Source organism: Nocardioides sp. CER19 (assembly GCF_029846275.1).
Lineage (GTDB): Bacteria > Actinomycetota > Actinomycetes > Propionibacteriales > Nocardioidaceae > Nocardioides.
Map to the genome: position 1 here is coordinate 1,571,079 of NZ_JARVWS010000001.1, position 19,391 is coordinate 1,590,469.

The 19,391-nt window shown below is 71.3% G+C and carries 15 protein-coding genes; 11 read left to right on the forward strand and 4 right to left on the reverse strand.

All coding sequences use genetic code 11. From position 1 onward, the window contains the following. Positions 1-38: 38 nt before the first annotated feature. Entirely contained in the window at positions 39-2,672 is a 2,634-nt protein-coding gene (gene valS / locus QDS12_RS07775) for a valine--tRNA ligase (protein ID WP_279878226.1), read from the reverse strand. Positions 2,673-2,752: 80 nt separating this feature from the next. Here valS and QDS12_RS07780 point away from each other — a divergent pair, with 80 nt between their 5' ends. From QDS12_RS07780 to ndk, 4 genes are read left to right on the forward strand one after another with little or no spacing between them, the layout of a single operon-like run. Continuing rightward, positions 2,753-3,652, forward strand: a complete 900-nt coding sequence (locus QDS12_RS07780; RefSeq protein ID WP_279878227.1) for a GNAT family N-acetyltransferase — start codon at positions 2,753-2,755, stop codon at positions 3,650-3,652. Positions 3,653-3,664: 12 nt separating this feature from the next. Continuing rightward, on the forward strand, positions 3,665-5,020 hold the full coding sequence (locus QDS12_RS07785) for a bifunctional folylpolyglutamate synthase/dihydrofolate synthase (protein WP_279878229.1): 1,356 nt from the start codon (positions 3,665-3,667) through the stop codon (positions 5,018-5,020). Continuing rightward, positions 5,017-5,433: a DUF4233 domain-containing protein gene (locus tag QDS12_RS07790; protein ID WP_279878231.1), complete on the forward strand. Its 417-nt coding sequence runs from the start codon at positions 5,017-5,019 to the stop codon at positions 5,431-5,433. The genes QDS12_RS07785 and QDS12_RS07790 overlap by 4 nt, the downstream gene beginning before the upstream one ends. Positions 5,434-5,443: 10 nt before the next feature. Continuing rightward, complete coding sequence (gene ndk / locus QDS12_RS07795) at positions 5,444-5,863, forward strand: nucleoside-diphosphate kinase (protein WP_279878234.1); 420 nt, start codon at positions 5,444-5,446, stop codon at positions 5,861-5,863. A 3-nt stretch (positions 5,864-5,866) separates the two neighbouring features. On the opposite strand, the gene QDS12_RS07800 is transcribed toward ndk, so the two are convergent. The 3 genes from QDS12_RS07800 to QDS12_RS07810 form a co-directional block, all read right to left on the reverse strand. Then, positions 5,867-6,496: an MBL fold metallo-hydrolase gene (locus tag QDS12_RS07800; RefSeq protein ID WP_279878236.1), complete on the reverse strand. Its 630-nt coding sequence runs from the start codon at positions 6,494-6,496 to the stop codon at positions 5,867-5,869. Next, a complete protein-coding gene (locus QDS12_RS07805) occupies positions 6,496-7,596 on the reverse strand; it encodes an S-(hydroxymethyl)mycothiol dehydrogenase (protein ID WP_279878238.1) in 1,101 nt (366 codons plus the stop codon). The genes QDS12_RS07800 and QDS12_RS07805 overlap by 1 nt, the downstream gene beginning before the upstream one ends. A gap of 75 nt (positions 7,597-7,671) precedes the next feature. Beyond that, positions 7,672-8,265: a M23 family metallopeptidase gene (locus QDS12_RS07810; RefSeq protein WP_279878240.1), complete on the reverse strand. Its 594-nt coding sequence runs from the start codon at positions 8,263-8,265 to the stop codon at positions 7,672-7,674. A gap of 167 nt (positions 8,266-8,432) precedes the next feature. Here QDS12_RS07810 and QDS12_RS07815 point away from each other — a divergent pair, with 167 nt between their 5' ends. The 7 genes from QDS12_RS07815 (at position 8,433) to rodA (ending at position 19,389) form a co-directional block, all read left to right on the forward strand. Then, on the forward strand, positions 8,433-12,461 hold the full coding sequence (locus QDS12_RS07815; RefSeq protein ID WP_279878242.1) for an endo-1,4-beta-xylanase: 4,029 nt from the start codon (positions 8,433-8,435) through the stop codon (positions 12,459-12,461). 7 nt (positions 12,462-12,468) lie between these two features. After that, the gene (locus QDS12_RS07820) at positions 12,469-13,506 is read left to right on the forward strand and encodes a LacI family DNA-binding transcriptional regulator (RefSeq protein ID WP_279878244.1); all 1,038 of its coding nucleotides are present in this window, start codon (positions 12,469-12,471) and stop codon (positions 13,504-13,506) included. Between the two features lie 156 nt (positions 13,507-13,662). Next, the gene (locus QDS12_RS07825; protein ID WP_279878245.1) at positions 13,663-14,691 is read left to right on the forward strand and encodes a rod shape-determining protein; all 1,029 of its coding nucleotides are present in this window, start codon (positions 13,663-13,665) and stop codon (positions 14,689-14,691) included. Position 14,692: 1 nt separating this feature from the next. Next, positions 14,693-15,616, forward strand: coding sequence for a rod shape-determining protein MreC (gene mreC / locus QDS12_RS07830; RefSeq protein ID WP_279878246.1), 924 nt, complete (start codon positions 14,693-14,695; stop codon positions 15,614-15,616). After that, complete coding sequence (gene mreD / locus QDS12_RS07835; protein ID WP_279878247.1) at positions 15,613-16,128, forward strand: rod shape-determining protein MreD; 516 nt, start codon at positions 15,613-15,615, stop codon at positions 16,126-16,128. The genes mreC and mreD overlap by 4 nt, the downstream gene beginning before the upstream one ends. Before the next feature lie 4 nt (positions 16,129-16,132). Then, positions 16,133-18,235, forward strand: a complete 2,103-nt coding sequence (gene mrdA, locus QDS12_RS07840; RefSeq protein WP_279878249.1) for a penicillin-binding protein 2 — start codon at positions 16,133-16,135, stop codon at positions 18,233-18,235. Continuing rightward, positions 18,232-19,389, forward strand: coding sequence for a rod shape-determining protein RodA (gene rodA / locus QDS12_RS07845; protein ID WP_279878251.1), 1,158 nt, complete (start codon positions 18,232-18,234; stop codon positions 19,387-19,389). The genes mrdA and rodA overlap by 4 nt, the downstream gene beginning before the upstream one ends. Positions 19,390-19,391 lie beyond the last annotated feature (2 nt).

The window sequence follows — 19,391 nt, forward strand, 5'->3', positions numbered from 1 at the left end:
CCCCGAGGGGTGGCGGGCCGCGCTGCATCCGGGGCCGGTCAGCCGGCCGGCTGCTCCGCGAGCTCGGCGTCGACGCTGAGCTCGGTCGCCGACCCGTCGACGACGAACGCCAGCTCGCCGGTGATGCGGCTGCTCTTGCGCAGGTCGTCGGCCGCCACCTCGGCGGCCCGCACGAGCGCCTCGGGGCCGGTCACCGTCGCACGGGACAGCTCGGCCCGCATCGAGACCTTGGCCTGCGACTTCACGCCGCGCAGGCCGGTGAGCGCGGCCGCAACCGCGTCGAGGCTGGTCGGGTCAGCCGCCGCGGCGGAGCCGAGCTCGAGCTCGGTCGGCCACGAGGCGTGGTGGATGGAACCCTCCTGCCACCAGGACCAGACCTCCTCAGTGACGTAGGGGAGGAACGGCGCGAGCAGCCGCAGCTGGGCGTGCAGGGCGATGGCGAGGGTGGCCTTCGCCGACGACTTCGCCGAGCTGTCCTCCTCGGCGTAGGCGCGCTCCTTGACGAGCTCGACGTAGTCGTCGCAGAACTCCCAGAAGAACTTCTCGGTCGTCTCGAGGGCCGTCGTGTAGTCGTAGGCCTCGAACGCGTCGGTCGCCTTGGCGATGACGTCCTTGAGCCGCGCGAGCAGGGCGCAGTCGACCAGCTCGCTCACCTCGAAGGCGTTGAGCTCGGTGGCCTTGACACCGTCGAGGACGAACTTCGAGGCGTTGAGGACCTTGACCGCGAGGCGGCGGCCGACCTTCATCTGGGTCTGGTCGAACGGCGAGTCCAGGCCGGGCCGGGCCATCGCCGCGCGCCAGCGGACCGCGTCGGCGCCGAACTTCTCGAGGATCTCGGTCGGGACGACGACGTTGCCCTTCGACTTGGACATCTTCTTGCGGTCCGGGTCGAGGATGAAGCCCGAGATCATGGCGTGGTGCCACGGCACGGTGTCGTTCTCGAAGTGCGCGCGGACGACGCGGGAGAAGAGCCAGGTCCGGATGATGTCGTGGGCGTTGGTGCACAGGTCCATCGGGAAGACCCGTTCGAACAGGTCGTCGTCGGTGCCCCAGCCACCCGCGATGTGCGGCGTGAGCGACGAGGTCGCCCAGGTGTCCATGACGTCGGGGTCGCCGACGAAGCCGCCCGGCTTGCCGCGCTGCTCCTCGGTGTAGCCCTCGGGCGCGGCGGTCGACGGGTCGATCGGCAGCTGCGCCTCGGTCGCCAGCAGGGGCCGCTCGTAGTCGGGCTCGCCCTCGTCGTCGAGGCGGTACCAGACCGGGAACGGGATGCCGAAGAAGCGCTGCCGCGAGATCAGCCAGTCGCCGTTGAGGCCGCCGACCCAGTTGTCGTAGCGGTGCTTCATGTGGCCCGGGAGCCAGGTGATCTGGTCGCCGGCGGCGACGAGGGCGTCGCGCAGCGAGGTGTCGCGGCCGCCGTTGGTGATGTACCACTGCCGGGTGGCCACGATCTCGAGCGGCTTGTCGCCCTTCTCGTAGAAGTTCGCCATCCGCTGGGTGGGCTTGGGGTCGCCCACGAGGTCGCCGGTCTCGCGCAGCTTGGCGACCATCGCCTCGCGGGCGGAGTGGGTCGTCTTCCCCTTGAGCTCCTCGTACGCCGCCGAGGCGGTCTCGCTCGCGAGCCACTCAGGGGTCTCGCGGCTCATCCGGCCGTCGCGGCCGACCAGGGTGCGAATGGGCAGCTGCAGCTCGCGCCACCACTGGACGTCGGTGAGGTCACCGAACGTGCAGCACATCGCGATGCCGGCGCCCTTGTCAGGCTCGGCGGCCGGGTGGGCGAGGACCGGGATCTCGACGCCGAACACCGGGCTCGTGACGGTCGTGCCGAACAGGCCGGCGTACCTCTCGTCGTCGGGGTGGGCGATGAGGGCGACCACGCTCGGGATGAGCTCGGGGCGGGTCGTCTCGATGTGGACGGGCGTCCCGTCGGGACGGTGGAACGCGACCCGGTGGTAGGCGCCCGGGTACTCGCGCGCCTCCAACTCGGCCTGGGCGACCGCGGTCTGGAACGTGACGTCCCACAGCGTGGGCGCCTCCTGCAGGTAGGCCTCGCCGCGGGCGAGGTTGCGCAGGAACGCGCGCTGGCTGACGGCCTGCGCCTTCGGCCCGATGGTCGTGTAGGTCTGCTTCCAGTCGACCGAGAGGCCGACCGTGCGCCAGACCTCCTCGAAGACCTTCTCGTCCTCCACGACGAGCCGCTCGCACAGCTCGATGAAGTTCGGGCGGCTGACCGGGACCTGCTTCTTGGCGTCCGGCTTCTCCGGCGGGGTGAAGTCGGGGTCGTAGGGCAGGCTCGGGTCGCAGCGCACGCCGAAGTAGTTCTGGACGCGCCGCTCGGTGGGGAGACCGTTGTCGTCCCAGCCCATCGGGTAGAAGACGGTCTTGCCGCGCATCCGCTGGAAGCGCGCGACGACGTCGGTGTGGGTGTAGGAGAACACGTGCCCGACGTGCAGGCTGCCGCTGACGGTGGGCGGGGGAGTGTCGATCGCGTAGACGTTCTCGCGGGGCTGCGTCCGGTCGAACGCGTAGGTGTCGTCGGCCTTCCACCGCTCGCCCCACTTCGCCTCGAGACCCTCGAGCGCAGGCTTCTCGGGTACGACGACGGCGCGCGGTGCGGTCGTCGTATCCGGGGTGCCCGGGAGATCGGGCTGCGTCTGCTGGGTCTCGGTCATGGAGGAAATCCTAGGGCGCGTGCATTCCCGCAGGCGAAACCAGGTTGTCGGGGGCTCCACGGACCAGCGAGCCTGCACCTATGACGGGCCCGATCCTCGAGTTCCACACCGACGCCGGGGAGTTCCTGGCGTCGGCCGGCGACTGGCTCTCCGAGCGGCCGGTCGAGTCAACGGTCGTGGCCACGCTCGCGGAGCGCGAGGTGCGCGACGCCGAGGCGGGGATCCGTCCCGAGGCCACCTGGCCCCGGTGGTGGCTCGTCGTCCGGGCCGGGGCGGGCGCGGTCGTCGGCGCGGCCATGCGTACGGCGCCCTTCGAGCCGCACCCGCCCTACGTGCTGGCCATGCCGGAGCAGGCGGCGCTCACCCTCGCCCGGGCGCTCCACGAGCGCGGCGAGCGGATCGACGGTGTCAACGGCCTGCTCCCGACCGCGCGCCTCGTCGCCGAGGAGACCGCCCGGCTGTCGGGCCGGACCGCGCGGGTCTTCGAGCAGGTGAGGCTCTGGGAGGTCGGCGAGCTGACCGACCCGGCCGGGGTGCCCGGTTCGCTCCGGCAGGCACGGCCGGACGAGGCCGAGCTGGTGCGGGACTGGTACGCCGTCTTCGGTGCCGAGGCCGCCGAGCAGGCCGGCCACGACGACCCGCACCCGAGCGACCCCGGGTTCGACGTCGCCGCCGCCCGCCGCCGGATCGAGCAGGGCGAGGTGTGGTTCTGGGAGGTCGACGGTGAGGTCGTCCACGTCACCAACACCAAGCCGCCGGCGCAAGGCGTCTCCTGCATCGGCCCGGTCTACACACCCCGGGCGCACCGGGGTCACGGCTACGCCACGGCGGCGGTCGCCGCCGCGACCCGCCGACTGCTCGACGACGGCCACCGGGTCTGCCTGTTCACCGACGTGGACAACCCGGTCTCGAACCGGATCTACGCGGCGATCGGCTACCGGCCGGTGGCGGATACGGCCAACCTCCTCCTCCACACCTAGACTCGGGAGGCCATGACCGACACGCCTGCCGCCCGCCCGGCCCAGACCTTCGCCGAGGCGGAGGACGCCCTGCTCTCCCGTTGGCCCGAGACCAGGCTCGAGCCGTCGCTCGACCGCATCGAGGCGTTCACCGAGCTCCTCGGTGACCCGCAGCGCGGCTACCCGGTCATCCACCTCACCGGCACCAACGGCAAGACGTCGACGTCCCGCATGATCGACACGCTGCTGCGCGCGCTCGACCTGCGCACCGGCCGTTTCACCAGTCCGCACGTCGAGAAGATGAGCGAGCGGATCAGCATCGACGGCGAGCCGCTGTCCGACGAGGCGTTCGTCGACGCGTTCAACGACGTCGCGCCCTACACGCACCTGGTGGACGCCGAGCAGGCCCACCCGCTGTCGTTCTTCGAGACGGTCGTCGGCATGGCCTACGCGAAGTTCGCCGAGGCGCCGGTCGACGTGGCGGTCGTGGAGGTCGGCATGGGCGGCGCCTGGGACGCGACGAACGTCGCCGACGGCACGGTCGCCGTCGTCACTCCGATCTCGGTCGACCACGCACAGTACCTCGGTGGCACGCCCGCCGCGATCGCCGTCGAGAAGGCCGGGATCATCAAGGAGGGCGCCCTCGTCGTCGTCGCCGAGCAGCCGGACGACGTGCTCGCCGTGCTGCAGGCCAGGGCCGCGGAGGTCGGCGCGACGCTCCTGCGCGAGGGCGTCGACTTCGGCGTGGTCACGCGCACTCCGGCCGTCGGTGGCCAGGTGGTGACGCTCAAGGGTCTCCGGGCGACGTACGACGACCTCTTCCTGCCGCTCTACGGCGCCCACCAGGCGCAGAACGCCGCGGTCGCGCTCGCCGCCGTGGAGGCTTTCGCCGGGGGCGAGGACGGCCTGGGCGACCAGATCGTCCGCGACGCCTTCGCGCAGGTCACCTCGCCCGGCCGGCTCGAGGTCGTCCGCCGCTCGCCCACGATCGTGCTGGACGCTGCCCACAACCCGCACGGCGCGGAGGCGACCGCCGCTGCCCTCGAGGACTCGTTCTCGTTCTCGCCGCTCATCGGCGTCATGGGGGTGATGGGCGACAAGGACGTCGAGGGCGTGCTCGCCGCGTTCGAGCCGCACCTCGAGCATCTGATCGTCACGCAGAACTCCACCGAGCGCGCGATGCGGGCCTCCCGGCTCGCCGAGGTGGCCGTCCCGATCTTCGGCGAGGACCGGGTCACCGTCGTCCCGCGGCTGGCCGACGCGATCGACGCCGCCGCGGCGCTGGCCGAGTCGGGCGGCAGCGACTCCCTGAGCACCGGCGCCGTGCTCGTGACCGGCTCCGTCGTGACGGTCGGCGAGGCCCGCGTGCTGCTCGGAGGTGCGAAGTGACCAGCGAGCCCTTCGACACGCCCCCTCGTCCCTCGGGGGCTGGTCAGAACGAGCGCGACAAGTCGCCGCGGCGTGGCATGTGCGCGGCCGTGCTCGCCCTGGAGGCGATCACGCTCGGGCTCACCACGCCGGTGATGATCTCCGTCGCGGACGTCTCGACCGGTGTCGCGCTCGCGACGGGTCTCGGGCTGCTCCTGGCCTGCGTCCTCGTCGCGGGGCTGCTGCGTCGGCCGTGGGCCTACGCCCTCGGTTGGGCGATCCAGGCCGGCGCCATCGCGCTCGGCTTCGCGGTCGGGATCATGTTCGTGCTCGGCGGGATCTTTGCGCTCCTGTGGGGCATGGCCGACTTCCTGGGCCGCCGCATCGACCGCGAGCGGGCGGCCGCTTTCGCGGCGTACGACTCGTCCCGTTAGGGTCACCGCCATGACCCAGCGCACACTCGTCCTCGTCAAGCCCGACGGCGTCCGTCGTGGACTCACCGGCGAGGTGATCCGGCGGATCGAGGCCAAGGGCTACACGCTGATCGCGCTGGAGCTGCGGACGGCGACGCCCGAGATCCTGGCGGCGCACTACGCCGAGCACGAGGGCAAGCCGTTCTACGAGCCGCTGGTCGAGTTCATGCTCTCGGGCCCGGTCGCCGCGATGGTGGTCGAGGGGGAGCGGGTCATCGAGGGCTTTCGCTCGCTGGCCGGCGCGACCGACCCGACGACAGCTGCTCCCGGCACCATCCGCGGCGACCTGGGCCGCGACTGGGGCCTGAAGGTGCAGCAGAACCTCGTGCACGGCTCGGACGCCCCGGAGTCGGCCGAGCGCGAGATCTCGATCTGGTTCCCGAGCGCCTGACGCTCAGCCCGCGTCGCGGGCCTTCTCGGCCCCGATCGTGGTGTCGTCGCCGTGGCCCGTGTGCACCACGGTGGACTCCGGCAGCGTGAACAGCCGGGTCCGGATGGACTCCAGGATCAGGTCGCTGTCGCTGTAGGAGCGACCGGTCGCACCCGGGCCCCCGTCGAAGAGCGTGTCGCCGGTGAAGACGCAGCCCAGCTCGGGTGCGGACAGGCAGACGGCGCCCGGGGCGTGGCCGGGCGTGTGGAGCACCTCGAGGGTGGTGCCGGCGACCTCGATGGTCTGACCGTCGGCCAGGTCCTGGTCCCAGCGCCGCCCGTCGGCCTCGCCGATCCTCCCGTGGGTCAGCTCCCACACCGGCTTGTCGTCGGGGTGGAGCAGGATCGGGGCGCCGGTGCGCTCGCTGAGCTCCGGCGCGACCCGGACGTGGTCGTCGTGGGCGTGGGTGCACACGATGGCGCGCACCGTGCGGTCGCCGACGACGGCGAGGATGTCGTCCACCGAGTGCGGCGCGTCGATGACGATGCACTCCGCGTCGTCGCCGACCACCCACACGTTGTTGTCGACGTCGAAGGTCTGCCCGTCCAGGCTGAACGTGCCGGACGTGACGCCGTGGTCCACGTGGGCGGCCATCAGAGGATCACCACCGAGCGGAGCACGTCGCCGTGGTGCATGCGCTCGAAGGCGGCCTCGATGTCGCCCATCCCGATCTCCTCCGTCACGAACGCGTCCAGGTCCAGCCGCCCCTGCTGGTAGAGGTCGACGAGCATCGGGAAGTCGCGGGAGGGCAGGCAGTCGCCGTACCAGCTCGACTTCAGGGCGCCACCGCGACCGAAGATGTCGATGAGCGGCAGGTCGGGCACCTTCATGTCGGGCGTGGGTACGCCGACCAGGACCACCGTGCCCGCCAGGTCGCGGGCGTAGAACGCCTGCTTCCACGTCTCCGGGCGGCCGACCGCCTCGATGACCACGTCGGCGCCGTCGGCACCCTCGTAGCGCTCCGCGGCGATCCGCCTGATCTCCTCGACGGGGTCGACCTGCGAGGAGTCGACGGTGTGCGTGGCGCCGAGCTCGCGTGCCTTCGCGAGCTTCTTGGCGTCGATGTCGACGGCGATGATCGGGGACGCGCCGGCCAGCGCCGATCCGGCGATCGCCGCGGCGCCCACGCCGCCGCAGCCGATCACGGCGACCGACTTCCCGCGCGTCACGGCCCCGGTGTTGATCGCCGCGCCGATGCCGGCCATCACGCCGCAGCCGAGCAGGCCGACCGCCGCCGGACGCGCGGAGGGGTCGACCTTGGTGCACTGGCCCGCGGCGACGAGCGTCTTCTCGGCGAAGGCGCCGATGCCGAGCGCCGGCGTGAGCTCGGTCCCGTCCTCGAGAGTCATCCGCTGCGTCGCGTTGTGGGTCGCGAAGCAGTACCACGGCTCGCCGCGCTTGCACGCCCGGCACTGTCCGCAGACGGCGCGCCAGTTGAGGATCACGAAGTCGCCCGGGGCGACGTCGGTGACGCCCGCGCCGACCGCCTCGACGACGCCGGCGGCCTCGTGGCCGAGCAGGAAGGGGAAGTCGTCGTTGATGCCGCCCTCGCGGTAATGCAGGTCGGTGTGGCAGACGCCGCAGGCCTGCACCTGCACGACCGCCTCGCCCGGCCCGGGGTCGGGCACGTTGATCGTCGTGAGCTCGACCGGGAGCCCCTTGCCCCTCGCGACGACCGCCTTCACCTGCTGCATCGGACACTCCTCACGCTGCCGAGAACTTCTGACCCCCAGCAGCCTAGGGGCGCCCCGGGCTGAGTCGACCGGGGGTCACGGTCTCGCGCGCGGCGTGAGCTCGAGGTAGCGCCTGGGTGCGATCGCCGTGGTGTAGCCGCCGTCGTTCGGGCGCACCTCGAAGTGCAGGTGACAGCCGTCGGGTGCCCCGGAGTCGGACGCACGAGCGATGAGCTGGCCGCGGTGCACCAGCTGGCCCGGCCTCACGTAGACCCTCCGTGCGTGCCCGATGAGGATGTCGTGCGGCCCTGACCGGAGGCGGAACGGGTGGACCCCGTACGCCGGCCCGGGCGTGCCCGGCACCGACGGCCTGAGGACCCGGCCTCGATGGCCGGCGTAGATCGGGGTGCCGCACGGCATCGCGACATCGATCCCGTGGTGGAAGCCGCGGCGGTGCGCGCAGCGCGGGTCCGGGTCGTAGTAGGGCGCCCGGGTGCAGCCGAAGGGGACCATGATCCGGCGCGCGCCCGCGAACCACGGCGAGGTGTAGCGGGTCGTGTCGTGCGTGTAGAAGCGCCAGCGCGGATCGGGCTTCGCGCCTGCCGGCGCCGCTGACACCAGTCCGACGACCAGCACGAGGGCCAGGCCGGCCGCGACCGCCAGCACCGTCATCCCGAACAGACGTCGCATGGACCCACCGTAGACCTGAGAGCAGGCGAGAACGATCGTCTCCGCTCGCGCCCGTGTTCACGAAACTTTCGCTCGGAATCGTCACCGATCGGGTCTGGTCAGGGTCTCGAGTGGTGTGTAACCTCCGTCACACTCGCGGGTGGGCCGCGTGTAAAAGGAGTGACTTGATGCACGTGAACAAGCGGGGACTGCTCCGCGAAACTTTCGGACGCGGGCTTGCGGCCAGTGCGATCACCGGAGCCATGGTGCTGGCCCCGCTGGGGTTCACGCCGAGCGCCCAGGCGGCCGACCCGACGCCGGTGCTCACCAGCACGTTCGAGGACGGACAGGGCAGCTGGTTCGGCAACGACGGCTCGACCGTGAGCGTCGTGGCGAATCCCGGCGACGCCGCGAACCACTCGCTCGAGGTCACCGGCGTCACGGCGGGCCACCGGGGTCAGGCGGTCGACCTGCTTCCGCTGGTGCAGGAGGGGGTGACCTACACGATCTCCGCCCAGGCGCGACTGCTCGACGCCGACCAGCCCTCCGCCTCGGTCCACTTCACGGTGAACGACAAGGTCGGCGCGGCGGACGACCACTACGGCTGGGTCGGCAACCCGACCGCGCTGAGCGCCGGTGGCTGGACCTCCATCGGCGGCACCTACACGCTGCCGGCCGGCGCCACGAAGGCCACCCTCTACGTCGACTTCGGCTCCGCCTACACGGGGGCCGTCCTGCTCGACAACGTGACGATCACGCCGAACGCACCCGCCGGCGGCGGCACGACCTGTGACCCGCGGCCCGGGCAGCGCCTCCTGTCGGCGACCTTCGAGGACGGCAAGACCGACGGGCTCGTCCCCTTCGGCTACGGCGACGAGAGCAGCTTCGCCTACGAGACGGTCGGCGACAGCACCGCGCTCCGGGTCAAGAACCGGACCGCTGACTACTTCGGCGTCGCCACGGCTGCCGGCGCGTTCTCCTCCTTCAAGGCGGGCGACAAGGTCACGATCACGGCGAAGGTCCGCCTCGCCGCGGGCCAGGCCGGCTCGGCCCTCGGCAAGATCGTCGCCAAGGACGGCAACTACAGCACCGTCGGCACCAAGGCGGACGCTGTCACGGCCGACGGGTGGTACGCGATCGGTGGCGAGTACACGCTCCCCGCCGGCGTCGATCTCACCACGCTGCAGTTCTACCTCGGCATGGGCGACGTGTCGCCGAAGGCCGCCTACGACTACTACGTGGACGACTTCGTCGTCACCGGACCGCCCAGCGACACCGTGATCGGCTCCGGCTTCGAGGACGGCACGACGGGCGGATGGGTCGGCCGTGACGACGGCCACGGCGCGGCGCACCTCGCCATCGTGGACGGCGGCAAGAGCAGTGACCACGCGCTCACCGTCAGCGGCCGCGTGAGCCAGGGCCAGGGCCCGCTCTACGACACGACCTGCCTGCTGCTCCCCGACACCACCTACCAGTTCGACGGTGACGTCCGCTTCGCGGCCGGCCAGCCGACGGACGAGATCGACCTGAGCATCGCCAACAAGGTCGGCAGCGCCGACCCGGCGTACACCAACGCCCTCAAGTTCACCGAGGTCTCGAACACCGGCTGGACGCACGTGTCCGGCAAGTTCACGGTGCCGGCGGGCGACTCCACCCAGATCTACCTCGAGACGAAGTGGCACAGCGACCACTCGCTGGACAACACCGCCGACGTCCTCTTCGACAACCTCCAGGTCACCATCCCCACGGTCCAGGGCATCCAGAACGACCTGACGGCGATCAAGGACACCCTGCCCTTCCCGGTCGGTGCCGCGATCACCAAGGAGCAGACCACCGGCTACAAGGCGGATCTGCTCACCAAGCACTTCGACCAGGTCACGCCGGAGAACTTCATGAAGCCGGAGGCGTGGTACGACACGACTACCCACGACTTCGTGTCGGTCAACGACGAGGCCGACCAGCTGATGACCTACGCGCAGCAGAACCACCTGCGCGTCTACGGTCACACGCTGGCGTGGTACCAGCAGACGCCCGACTGGTTCTTCAAGGTCGACAAGAACGACAGCGCCGCCTACCTGACCAACAGCCCGGCCGACCAGGCGATCATGCGGCAGCGGCTCGAGGACCACATCGACCACGTGGCGAGGTACCTGTCGGACAAGTACGGCAAGTTCGGCAGCGCGACCAACCCGCTGGTCTCCTTCGACGTGGTCAACGAGGCCGTCTCGGACAACGTCGGCGACGCCGACGACCTGCGCCAGACGCACTGGTACCAGATCCTCGGCAAGAGCTACATCGAGGACGCGTTCACCTACGCGGAGCAGGCGTTCAACCACACGTACGCCGCCGACGGCGCGACCCGCCCGATCAAGCTCTTCTACAACGACTACAACACCGAGCAGGCCGGCAAGCGCGGTCGCGTGCTCGACCTGGTCAACCGCCTCATCGACGAGGGCACCCCGATCGACGGGATCGGTCACCAGTTCCACGTCACCCTCTCGACCCCGGTCAGCGCCCTGCGGTCGGCCATCGAGGCGTTCCAAGGCATCCGGACCGCCAATGGCGGCGAGCTGCAGCAGGCCGTCACCGAGCTGGACGTCCCGACCGGTACGCCGGTCACGGAGGCCAACCAGATCGACCAGGGCTACTACTACAAGTCGGTGTTCGACATGCTCCGCGAGGAGTGGAGCGACGACGCGGACATCTTCTCGGCGACGGTCTGGGGTCTCACCGACGGCCAGAGCTGGCGTGCCAAGGACGGCGCCCCGCTGCTGTTCGGTGACGACCTGCAGGCCAAGCCGGCCTACTACGGCGTGACCGACCAGGACCTGCCCGCCAAGCAGCTCAGCGCGATCGTCTTCGAGCAGGGCACCGCTGACATCAGCGACCCGGCCGCCGTCGAGTGGGGCGCCCAGCCGCTGCACGCGATCGGTGACTCCGCAGGGTTCCAGGTGCGCTGGTCGCACGACCACCTGACCGCCTACGTCAGCGTCCAGGACACGACCGACACCGCCGTTGACGCCGCGACCTTCACGTGGGGTGCCGACCAGCGCACCGCCACCGTCAAGCGGGACGGCACGGTCACCGGCTCGGGAGTCACCGCCCACGTCGTCTCGACCGCGAGCGGGTGGAAGGCGGTGGTCGACCTGCCGGCGACCGGCCTCGCGATGGACGGCACCACCAAGTTCGACGTCAGCACCACCGACGGCGCGACGGTGGCCGCCTGGAACACGCCGGGCGCGCTGGGCACGCTCCAGCTCAAGGAGCCGCTCTCGCTCACCACGATCCCGGAGGCCTCGGCCGCGCCGACGATCGACGGCACCAAGGACCCGGTGTGGAGCGAGGCCTCCAGCGTCGCCACGAGCAAGCTCATCCAGGGCACCGCCAACGACACGACCGCGAAGGTCTACCAGCTCTGGAAGGGGCAGTACCTCTACCTCTACGCCGAGGTGAGCGACCGGACCGGTGCTGCGGAGGGCGGCGACTCCTCGCCGAACGCCTACGAGCGTGACTCGATCGAGGTCTTCACCGACCCGGGCAACGCGAAGAACGGCTCCTACCGCGCGGACGACGCCCAGATGCGTCTCGGGGCCAACGGCGACATCTCCTTCGGTGCCGGCGACACCGAGGCGGCCCAGAAGGCGCGCCTGACGAGCCAGGCCGAGCGCGTCCCCGGCGGCTACGTCGTCGAGGCGCGGATCGACCTGAAGGAGCACACCGGCGTCGGCACCTTCCAGGGTCTCGACTACGAGATCAACGACGGCGCCGGCGGGGCCCGTACCGCCAACTACGGCTGGGCCGAGCAGACCGGGTCCGCCTACCAGACCACGTCCCGCTGGGGCGTCGGACAGCTGGTGGCGGCGAGCACGTCGGGCGGCGGTGACAACGGCGGCGGCACCGGCGGCGGCACCGGCGGCGGCACCACCCACCCGACGAAGCCCACGCCTCCGGTGGTGACCCACCAGCCGAAGCACTCGGTCACGGTCAAGGTCGGCCACACGGTCCGCATCGTGGCCACCGCCAGCGGCTTCAAGAGCGTGTCCTGGCAGGTCTGGAGCAAGAAGAAGCACCGCTGGGTGACCGTCAAGGGCGCGCACCGCCCGACGCTGGTCCTCAAGGCCAAGCGCAAGCTCGACGGCGCCCGCTACCGCGCGGTCTTCACCGGTCCGGGTGGAGCCGTCGTGTCCCACGTCGTCGTGGTGCACGTCAAGGGATGATGGCGGCATGAGGATCGACGCGCCCGCTGACGCCGGGGCTCAGGAAGCCCCGGTGACCATCGGCACGATCGCGAGGGAGGCGGGCGTCTCCGTCGCCACCGTGTCGAAGGTGGTCAACGGGCGCGTCGATGTCTCGGTCTCCACCCGCGAGCGGGTGGAGACCGTCATCCAGCGTCATGGCTACCGGCCCCGTCGCGCGGCGAGCGCGGCGGGGTCGGGCCTGCTCGAGCTCGTCTTCCACGAGCTGGACTCGCCGTGGGCGCTGGAGATCATCGCCAGCGTGGAGCGGGTGGCCGGCCAGCACCGGATGGGCGTGGTCCTGTCCGAGCTCGGCGGAGCGCACCGCCCACGTCAGCAGTGGCTCGACGACGTGCTCCAGCGTCGTCCGCGCGGGGTGATCCTCGTGCAGTCGGAGCTCGCGCCGGAGCAGCGGCGCCAGCTGGAGACGCGCTCCATCCCCTACGTCCTGGTCGACACCGCGGGGGAGCAGGTCCCCGGCGTACCGACCGTCGGGTCGGCGAACTGGGCAGGCGGCCTCGCGGCGACCCGGCACCTCCTCGAGCTGGGGCACCGGCGGATCGCGGTCATCTCCGGCCCAGGCGACGTCCTGTGCAGCCGGGCGCGGGTCGACGGCTACCGCTCCGCCCTGGAGCAGGCGCAGGTCGACCTCGACCCGTCGCTGATCCGCTACGGCGACTTCTACGTCGGCGGCGGCTACGAGCACGGGCGCCGCCTGCTGGAACGGGCCGACCGGCCGACGGCGATCTTCGCCGGCTCGGACTACCAGGCCCTGGGGGTGCTGCGCGCCGCGCGAGAGCTCGGCCTCCGAGTGCCCGAGGACCTCTCCGTCGTCGGCTACGACAACCTCTCGGTGGCCGAGTGGATCGCGCCGGCGCTGACCACCGTCGACCAGCCGCTCGCGGAGATGGCGGCCACGGCGACCCGGATGGTGCTCGGCCTGGCCCGCGGCGAGGCCATCTCGAGCCTGCGCATCGACCTCGCCACCGAGCTCGTCGTCCGCGAGAGCACCGCGCCGCCCGCCTGAATCCGCCGGGTCCACGCCGGCAACTGAGTCACATCAGTCACAGGAGTCTCGGCGTGCCTCAGCGGAATCGCCGGTCCGCGCGCCTAGCCTCGATCGCGGGCGCGGCCGTCCTGCCGTCCCACTCTTCCCCGGATCACAGGACGCGGAGCTCAACCCATGGCCAACAGCTTCATCGGCCGCGACATGGCGGTCGACCTCGGCACCGCCAACACGCTCGTCTACGTACGCGGCAAGGGCGTGCTCGTCGACGAGCCCTCGGTCGTCGCCCTGAACCAGTCGACCGGTGAGGTGCTCGCCGTCGGCCACGAGGCGAAGACCATGCTCGGCCGCACGCCCGACAACATCACGGCCCTGCGTCCGCTCAAGGACGGCGTCATCGCCGACTTCGAGGCGACCGAGCAGATGCTGCGCTGGTTCATCCAGCAGGTGCACCGGCGCCGCTACTTCGCCAAGCCGCGCATGGTGATCTGCGTGCCGAGCGGCATCACCGCCGTCGAGCAGCGCGCCGTGAAGGAGGCCGGCTACCAGGCCGGCGCGCGCCGCGTCTACATCGTCGAGGAACCGATGGCCGCGGCCATCGGGGCCGGGCTGCCCGTGCACCTGCCGACCGGCAACATGGTCGTCGACGTCGGCGGTGGCACGACCGAGGTCGCCGTCATCTCGCTCGGCGGCATCGTCACCAGCCTCAGCGTGCGGACGGCCGGCGACGACCTGGACAACGCACTCGTGCAGTGGATGAAGAAGGAGCACTCCCTGCTCCTGGGCGAGCGCACCGCCGAGGAGGTCAAGATGACCCTCGGCAACGCCTTCCCCATGAGCAGCGAGCCCGAGGCGGAGATCCGTGGCCGCGACCTCGTCTCCGGGCTGCCGCGCACCGTCACGGTCTCGAGCGCCGAGATCCGCAAGGCCCTCGAGGAGCCGGTCCACGACATCGTCGACGCGGTCCGCGCGACCCTCGACCAGACGCCTCCGGAGCTCGCCGGCGACATCATGGACCGCGGCATCGTTCTCACCGGCGGCGGAGCCCTCCTCCGCGGCCTCGACGAGCGACTGCGCCACGAGACGGGCATGCCCGTCCACCTCGCCGACTCACCGCTGACCAGCGTCGCCCTCGGCGCCGGCCGCTGCGTGGAGGAGTTCGAGGCGTTGCGCCAGGTCCTCGTCGCCGACAACCGGCGGTACTGACATGGCGATCCTGACTCCCGAGCGACTCAACCGGCGCGGGCGGCTGGAGCACCCCGAACCGGGCGCGCCCAAGCGCCCGACGGCGGTGGCACTCGTGCTCGCCTGCGCCGTCCTGCTGGTGCTCGACCTGACCGGGCCGGCGCTGACGCCCGCCCGACGGCTCCTCGGCGAGGTCTACGGCCCGCTCGAGTCGGCCGCGAGCACGGTCGCGCGGCCGCTCACCAGCACCGCCGACTGGTTCCAAACGCAGGGCGCCCTCCGCGACCGCGTCGGTGACCTCGAGGCCGCCAACGCGGCGCTGCGCCAGGAGGTCGCCACGGCCGGGTTCGACCGCAACAAGCTGGCGGAGTACGAGGGCCTCACCGCCGCCGCGCAGAACATGGGCTACGCCGTCGTACCCGCGCGTGTCATCGGGTACGGCGCCAGCCAGTCGTTCTCCCGAACCGTCACCATCGACGCGGGCTCCGAGGCGGGCATCGAGCCCGACATGACCGTGGTCAACGCCGCCGGCCTGGTCGGCCGGGTGCTGCGGGTGTCGCGCTCGACGGCGACGGTGCTGCTCATCGTCGACGCCGACTCCGTCGTCGGCGGCCGGGTCGGCAGCAGCATGGAGGTCGGCTTCGTCCACGGCAACGGGGTGCTCGGTCACGCGGGCCGCCTCGACCTCGAGCTGCTCGACCAGAGCGTCGTCCCGGCCAAGGGCGACACGGTCGTCACGTGGGGGAGCAGCAAGGGCGCGCCGTACGTCGCCGGCGTGCCGGTCGGGGTCGTCGACTCCGTCTACTCGAGCGTGCGCGACTCGACGCAGCGCGCCCGGATCACGCCGCTCGTGGACTTCTCCAGCCTCGACGTGGTCGGCGTCGCCGTCCCGAGCGGCACCCGCAGCGACCGCGCGGTCATCGACGCCGACGGGAAGCTCAAGTGAACGCCGGCCGGGCCGCGCTGGCGGCCGCGCTGATCAGCCTGGCCGTCGTGCTGCAGGCGAGCGTGTTCGACGCCTTCGCCTGGGACGGGGTCGTGCCGGACCTCGCCCTGCTCGTCGTGGTCGGGGCCGCGCTCGTGCGCGGCGGCGAGTTCGGCATGGTCACCGGCTTCGCCGCCGGCGTGATCCTCGACCTGGCCCCGCCGGCCGACCACCTGGCCGGCCGCTGGGCGCTCGCCCTGCTCGTCGTCGGCTACGTCGCCGGACGGGTCCGGCAGGACGCCCGCCCGGGCACGACGCCCAACGCGACCACGGTGATGGTGACCGTGGCGGCGTGCAGCTTCGTCGGCAGCAGCGTCTTCGCGCTCACCGGGATCATCCTGCGCGACCCGGCCGTCGACTTCGGCGAGCTGCTGCAGGTCATCGGCATCAGCCTGGTCTGGGACGTCCTGCTCGCGCCGCTCGTCCTGCCCGTCGTCATGGCGGCGTTCCGTCGGCTCGAGCCGGCCCGGTGAGTCGATGAGCGCGACCGCCAAGACCTCGCGCCTGCGGCTGATCGTGCTGCAGGCGCTCGTCTTCTCGCTCTTCGCCACGCTGCTCGTCCGGCTCTACTACCTGCAGGTCGTCACCGGCGACACCTACCACGCGAAGGCCGCCTCCCAGTCGGTCCGCGAGGTCGTCGAGCAGCCCGCCCGCGGGCTCATCGTCGACGACATGGGGCGCCCGCTGGTGGCCAACCGCAAGGCATGGGTCGTCGAGGTGGACAAGAACGTGCTGGCCCAGCTCGACGCGGGCGACCGCGCCGAGCTGCTCCAGCGGGTCGCGAAGGCGACGAAGGTCGCGGTGCCCGACATCCAGAAGGCGCTCGCCGACTGGAACGGCTCGCGCTACCAGCCGGTCCCGGTCGCCGAGGACGTGCCGGAGAAGGTCGCGCTCACGATCCTCGAGCAGCCGGAGGACTACCCGGCCGTCGTCGCAGAGCAGCAGTCCGTCCGCGCCTACCCGCGGCCGTTCGGCGTCAACCTGGCGCACGTGCTCGGCTACCTGAGCCCGGTCACGGAGGACGAGTACGACACCGCCACCCAGCGGCACGACCCGTCGGTCAACGCCACCTCCGCCGTCGGCCGCGCTGGCGTCGAGAAGGAGTACGACGAATGGCTGCGGGGCCTGCCCGGGCACACCTCGGTCGCCGTCGACTCGCTCGGACGCCCGCTCGGCGACGGGGACAGCATCGCGGCCCAGCCGGGTGACACGCTCGTGACCAGCATCGACGCGAAGGTCCAGGGCGTCGTCGAGCAGCAGCTGCACGACGCCATCACCACCGCCCGCAAGACCTACGACAAGGTCACGCACAAGAACTACGTCGCCGACTCCGGCGCTGCCGTGGTCATGGAGGCGAAGACCGGACGCATCGTGGCGATGGCCAGCGAGCCGACGTACGACCCGGAGGTGTGGGTCGGCGGCATCACGCAGAAGCAGCTCAAGGCGCTCTACTCCAAGGCCAACGGCAACCCGCTGCTGGGGCGCGCGACGCAGGGCCAGTTCGCGCCCGGCTCGACGTGGAAGCCGATCATGACGAGCGGCGCCATCACCGGCGGGATGCCGACCGACACGACCCTGGGGTGCACCAGCGGCCTCCAGATCGGCAACCGCTGGTTCAAGAACTACGAGTCCGAGTCCTACGGCAACATCACGTTCGCCCGGGCCCTCGAGGTCTCCTGCGACACGTTCTTCTACCGCGTCGGGCTGCACTTCTGGCAGAAGTACGGGTCCGACCCGGCCAACGCCAAGGCCAAGGACCCGCTGTCCGCGGCGGCCAAGTCGTTCGGCTTCGGCAGCTCGACCGGGGTCGACCTGCCCGGCGAGGCCAGCGGCCGCGTCGGCGACCGGCGCTGGCGGGCGGCCTACTACGACGCCATGAAGGGCTACTACTGCAAGCTCGACAAGTCCGGGAAGGCCGACTCGGCGTTCCTGCGGAAGTTCGCCCACGAGTTCTGCCTCGAGGGCAACTACTTCCGGCAGGGCGACGCGGCGAACTTCGCGATCGGCCAGGGCGACACCATGGTCACGCCGCTGCAGCTGGCCCGCGCGTACGCCGCCCTCTCCAACGGCGGCACGCTCTACCAGCCGACGGTCGGCAAGGCCGTCGTCGCCGAGGACGGCACCGTGCTCAAGCGGATCAAGCCGAAGGTCGAGCGGCACGTCAAGGTGTCGAAGAAGGCCCTCGACTACGTCAACCAGGCCCTGCTCGGCACACCGAAGGTCGGCACCCTGGCCTGGAAGTTCAACGGCTTCCCGCTCGACCAGGTGAAGATCAGGGGCAAGACCGGCTCCGCCGAGGTCGAGAACAAGCAGTCGACGTCGTGGGTCGCCACGTTCGACGGGGACTACGTCGTCATCATGATGGTCACGCAGGGCGGCACCGGCTCGGGTACCGCCGGTGAGCCGGTGCGCCACATCTGGGAGTCCCTCTACGGCATCACCGACGACCAGGTGAAGGCGAAGGACGCCGCCATCCGCGGGACCACGCCGCCGAAGGGCCTGCCCACCTTCGCCAAGGACGGGTCGATCCTCCCGCCCAGCTCGACCGTCGAGCCCGCCCGGACCGAGGAGAAGCAGTGAGCACGCGCCGCATCGACTGGCTGCTGATGGGTGCCGTCGCCCTCCTGGCGACGGTGTCCTGCCTGCTGGTGTGGTCCGCCACCTCGCACCGCGACGCGCTGACCGGCGGCGACGGCGGCCTGTTCCTCCGCAAGCAGCTCGTCAACGTGGTCATCGGCGTCGTGCTGATGGCGGTGGTCTGGGCGACCGACCACCGGTGGATCCGGATCGTGACGCCGCTGGTCTACCTCGCCTCGATCGGCGGCCTGGTGCTCGTCCTGGTCAACGGCGCGACGATCAACGGCTCGCGGTCGTGGATCAACGTCGGCGGGATGTCGCTGCAGCCCTCCGAGCTCGCCAAGCTCGCCGTCGTCATCGGCATGGCGCTGGTGCTCGCCGAGCGCACCGAGGGGCGCTGGCGCACCCACGTCGGCGTGGGGGACGTCGTCGCGATGCTGCTCGTCGCTGCGGTCCCGACGGCCCTCATCGTCCTGCAGCCCGACCTCGGCACCACGCTCGTGCTGTCGGCGACGGTCTTCGGCGTCCTCGCGGCCGCGGGCACGCCCCGGCGCTGGCTCGCCCTGCTCGCCGGAGCAGGGGTGACCGTCGCGGCGGCGGCGATCGCAGCCGGCGTGCTCAAGGCCTACCAGATCGACCGCTTCATGGCGTTCACCAACCCGGGCCTCGACCCGAAGGGCGCCGGCTACAACGTCCAGCAGGCCCGCATCGCGATCGGCAACGGCGGGCCTTTCGGCCAGGGCCTCTTCCACGGCAAGGTCACGCAGGGTGGCTTCGTGCCCGAGCAGCACACCGACTTCGTGTTCACGGTCGCCGGCGAGGAGCTCGGCCTGGTCGGCGCCGCGGTGCTGGTCCTGCTGCTCGGCGTCGTGCTCTGGCGGTCGCTGAGGATCGCCGCACGCACCGACGACCTCTTCGGCCGCATCGCCGCCGCCGGCATCGCGTGCTGGTTCGGCTTCCAGGCGTTCCAGAACATCGGGATGTGCCTGGGCATCATGCCGGTGACCGGCGTACCGCTGCCGTTCCTGTCGTACGGCGGCACCTCGATGTTCGCCTCGATGCTGGCCGTCGGCCTGCTGCAGAACATCCACGGCCGGTCGGTCGCCGTGGCGGAGCGTCGGATGGTCGACTCTCCGCGCTTGCTGGCCGTCCGTTGACC

Bases quoted from the DNA above. Each gene is read 5' to 3' on its own strand.
- mreC (WP_279878246.1), top strand. From the start codon at position 14,693: ATGGCGATCCTGACTCCCGAGCGACTCAACCGGCGCGGGCGGCTGGAG.
- QDS12_RS07800 (WP_279878236.1), bottom strand. From the start codon at position 6,496: ATGGCCGCCCACGTGGACCACGGCGTCACGTCCGGCACGTTCAGCCTG.
- QDS12_RS07805 (WP_279878238.1), bottom strand. From the start codon at position 7,596: ATGCAGCAGGTGAAGGCGGTCGTCGCGAGGGGCAAGGGGCTCCCGGTC.
- ndk (WP_279878234.1), top strand. From the start codon at position 5,444: ATGACCCAGCGCACACTCGTCCTCGTCAAGCCCGACGGCGTCCGTCGT.
- QDS12_RS07825 (WP_279878245.1), top strand. From the start codon at position 13,663: ATGGCCAACAGCTTCATCGGCCGCGACATGGCGGTCGACCTCGGCACC.
- QDS12_RS07820 (WP_279878244.1), top strand. From the start codon at position 12,469: ATGAGGATCGACGCGCCCGCTGACGCCGGGGCTCAGGAAGCCCCGGTG.
- valS (WP_279878226.1), bottom strand. From the start codon at position 2,672: ATGACCGAGACCCAGCAGACGCAGCCCGATCTCCCGGGCACCCCGGAT.
- QDS12_RS07810 (WP_279878240.1), bottom strand. From the start codon at position 8,265: ATGCGACGTCTGTTCGGGATGACGGTGCTGGCGGTCGCGGCCGGCCTG.
- mrdA (WP_279878249.1), top strand. From the start codon at position 16,133: ATGAGCGCGACCGCCAAGACCTCGCGCCTGCGGCTGATCGTGCTGCAG.
- QDS12_RS07780 (WP_279878227.1), top strand. From the start codon at position 2,753: ATGACGGGCCCGATCCTCGAGTTCCACACCGACGCCGGGGAGTTCCTG.
- QDS12_RS07815 (WP_279878242.1), top strand. From the start codon at position 8,433: ATGCACGTGAACAAGCGGGGACTGCTCCGCGAAACTTTCGGACGCGGG.
- QDS12_RS07785 (WP_279878229.1), top strand. From the start codon at position 3,665: ATGACCGACACGCCTGCCGCCCGCCCGGCCCAGACCTTCGCCGAGGCG.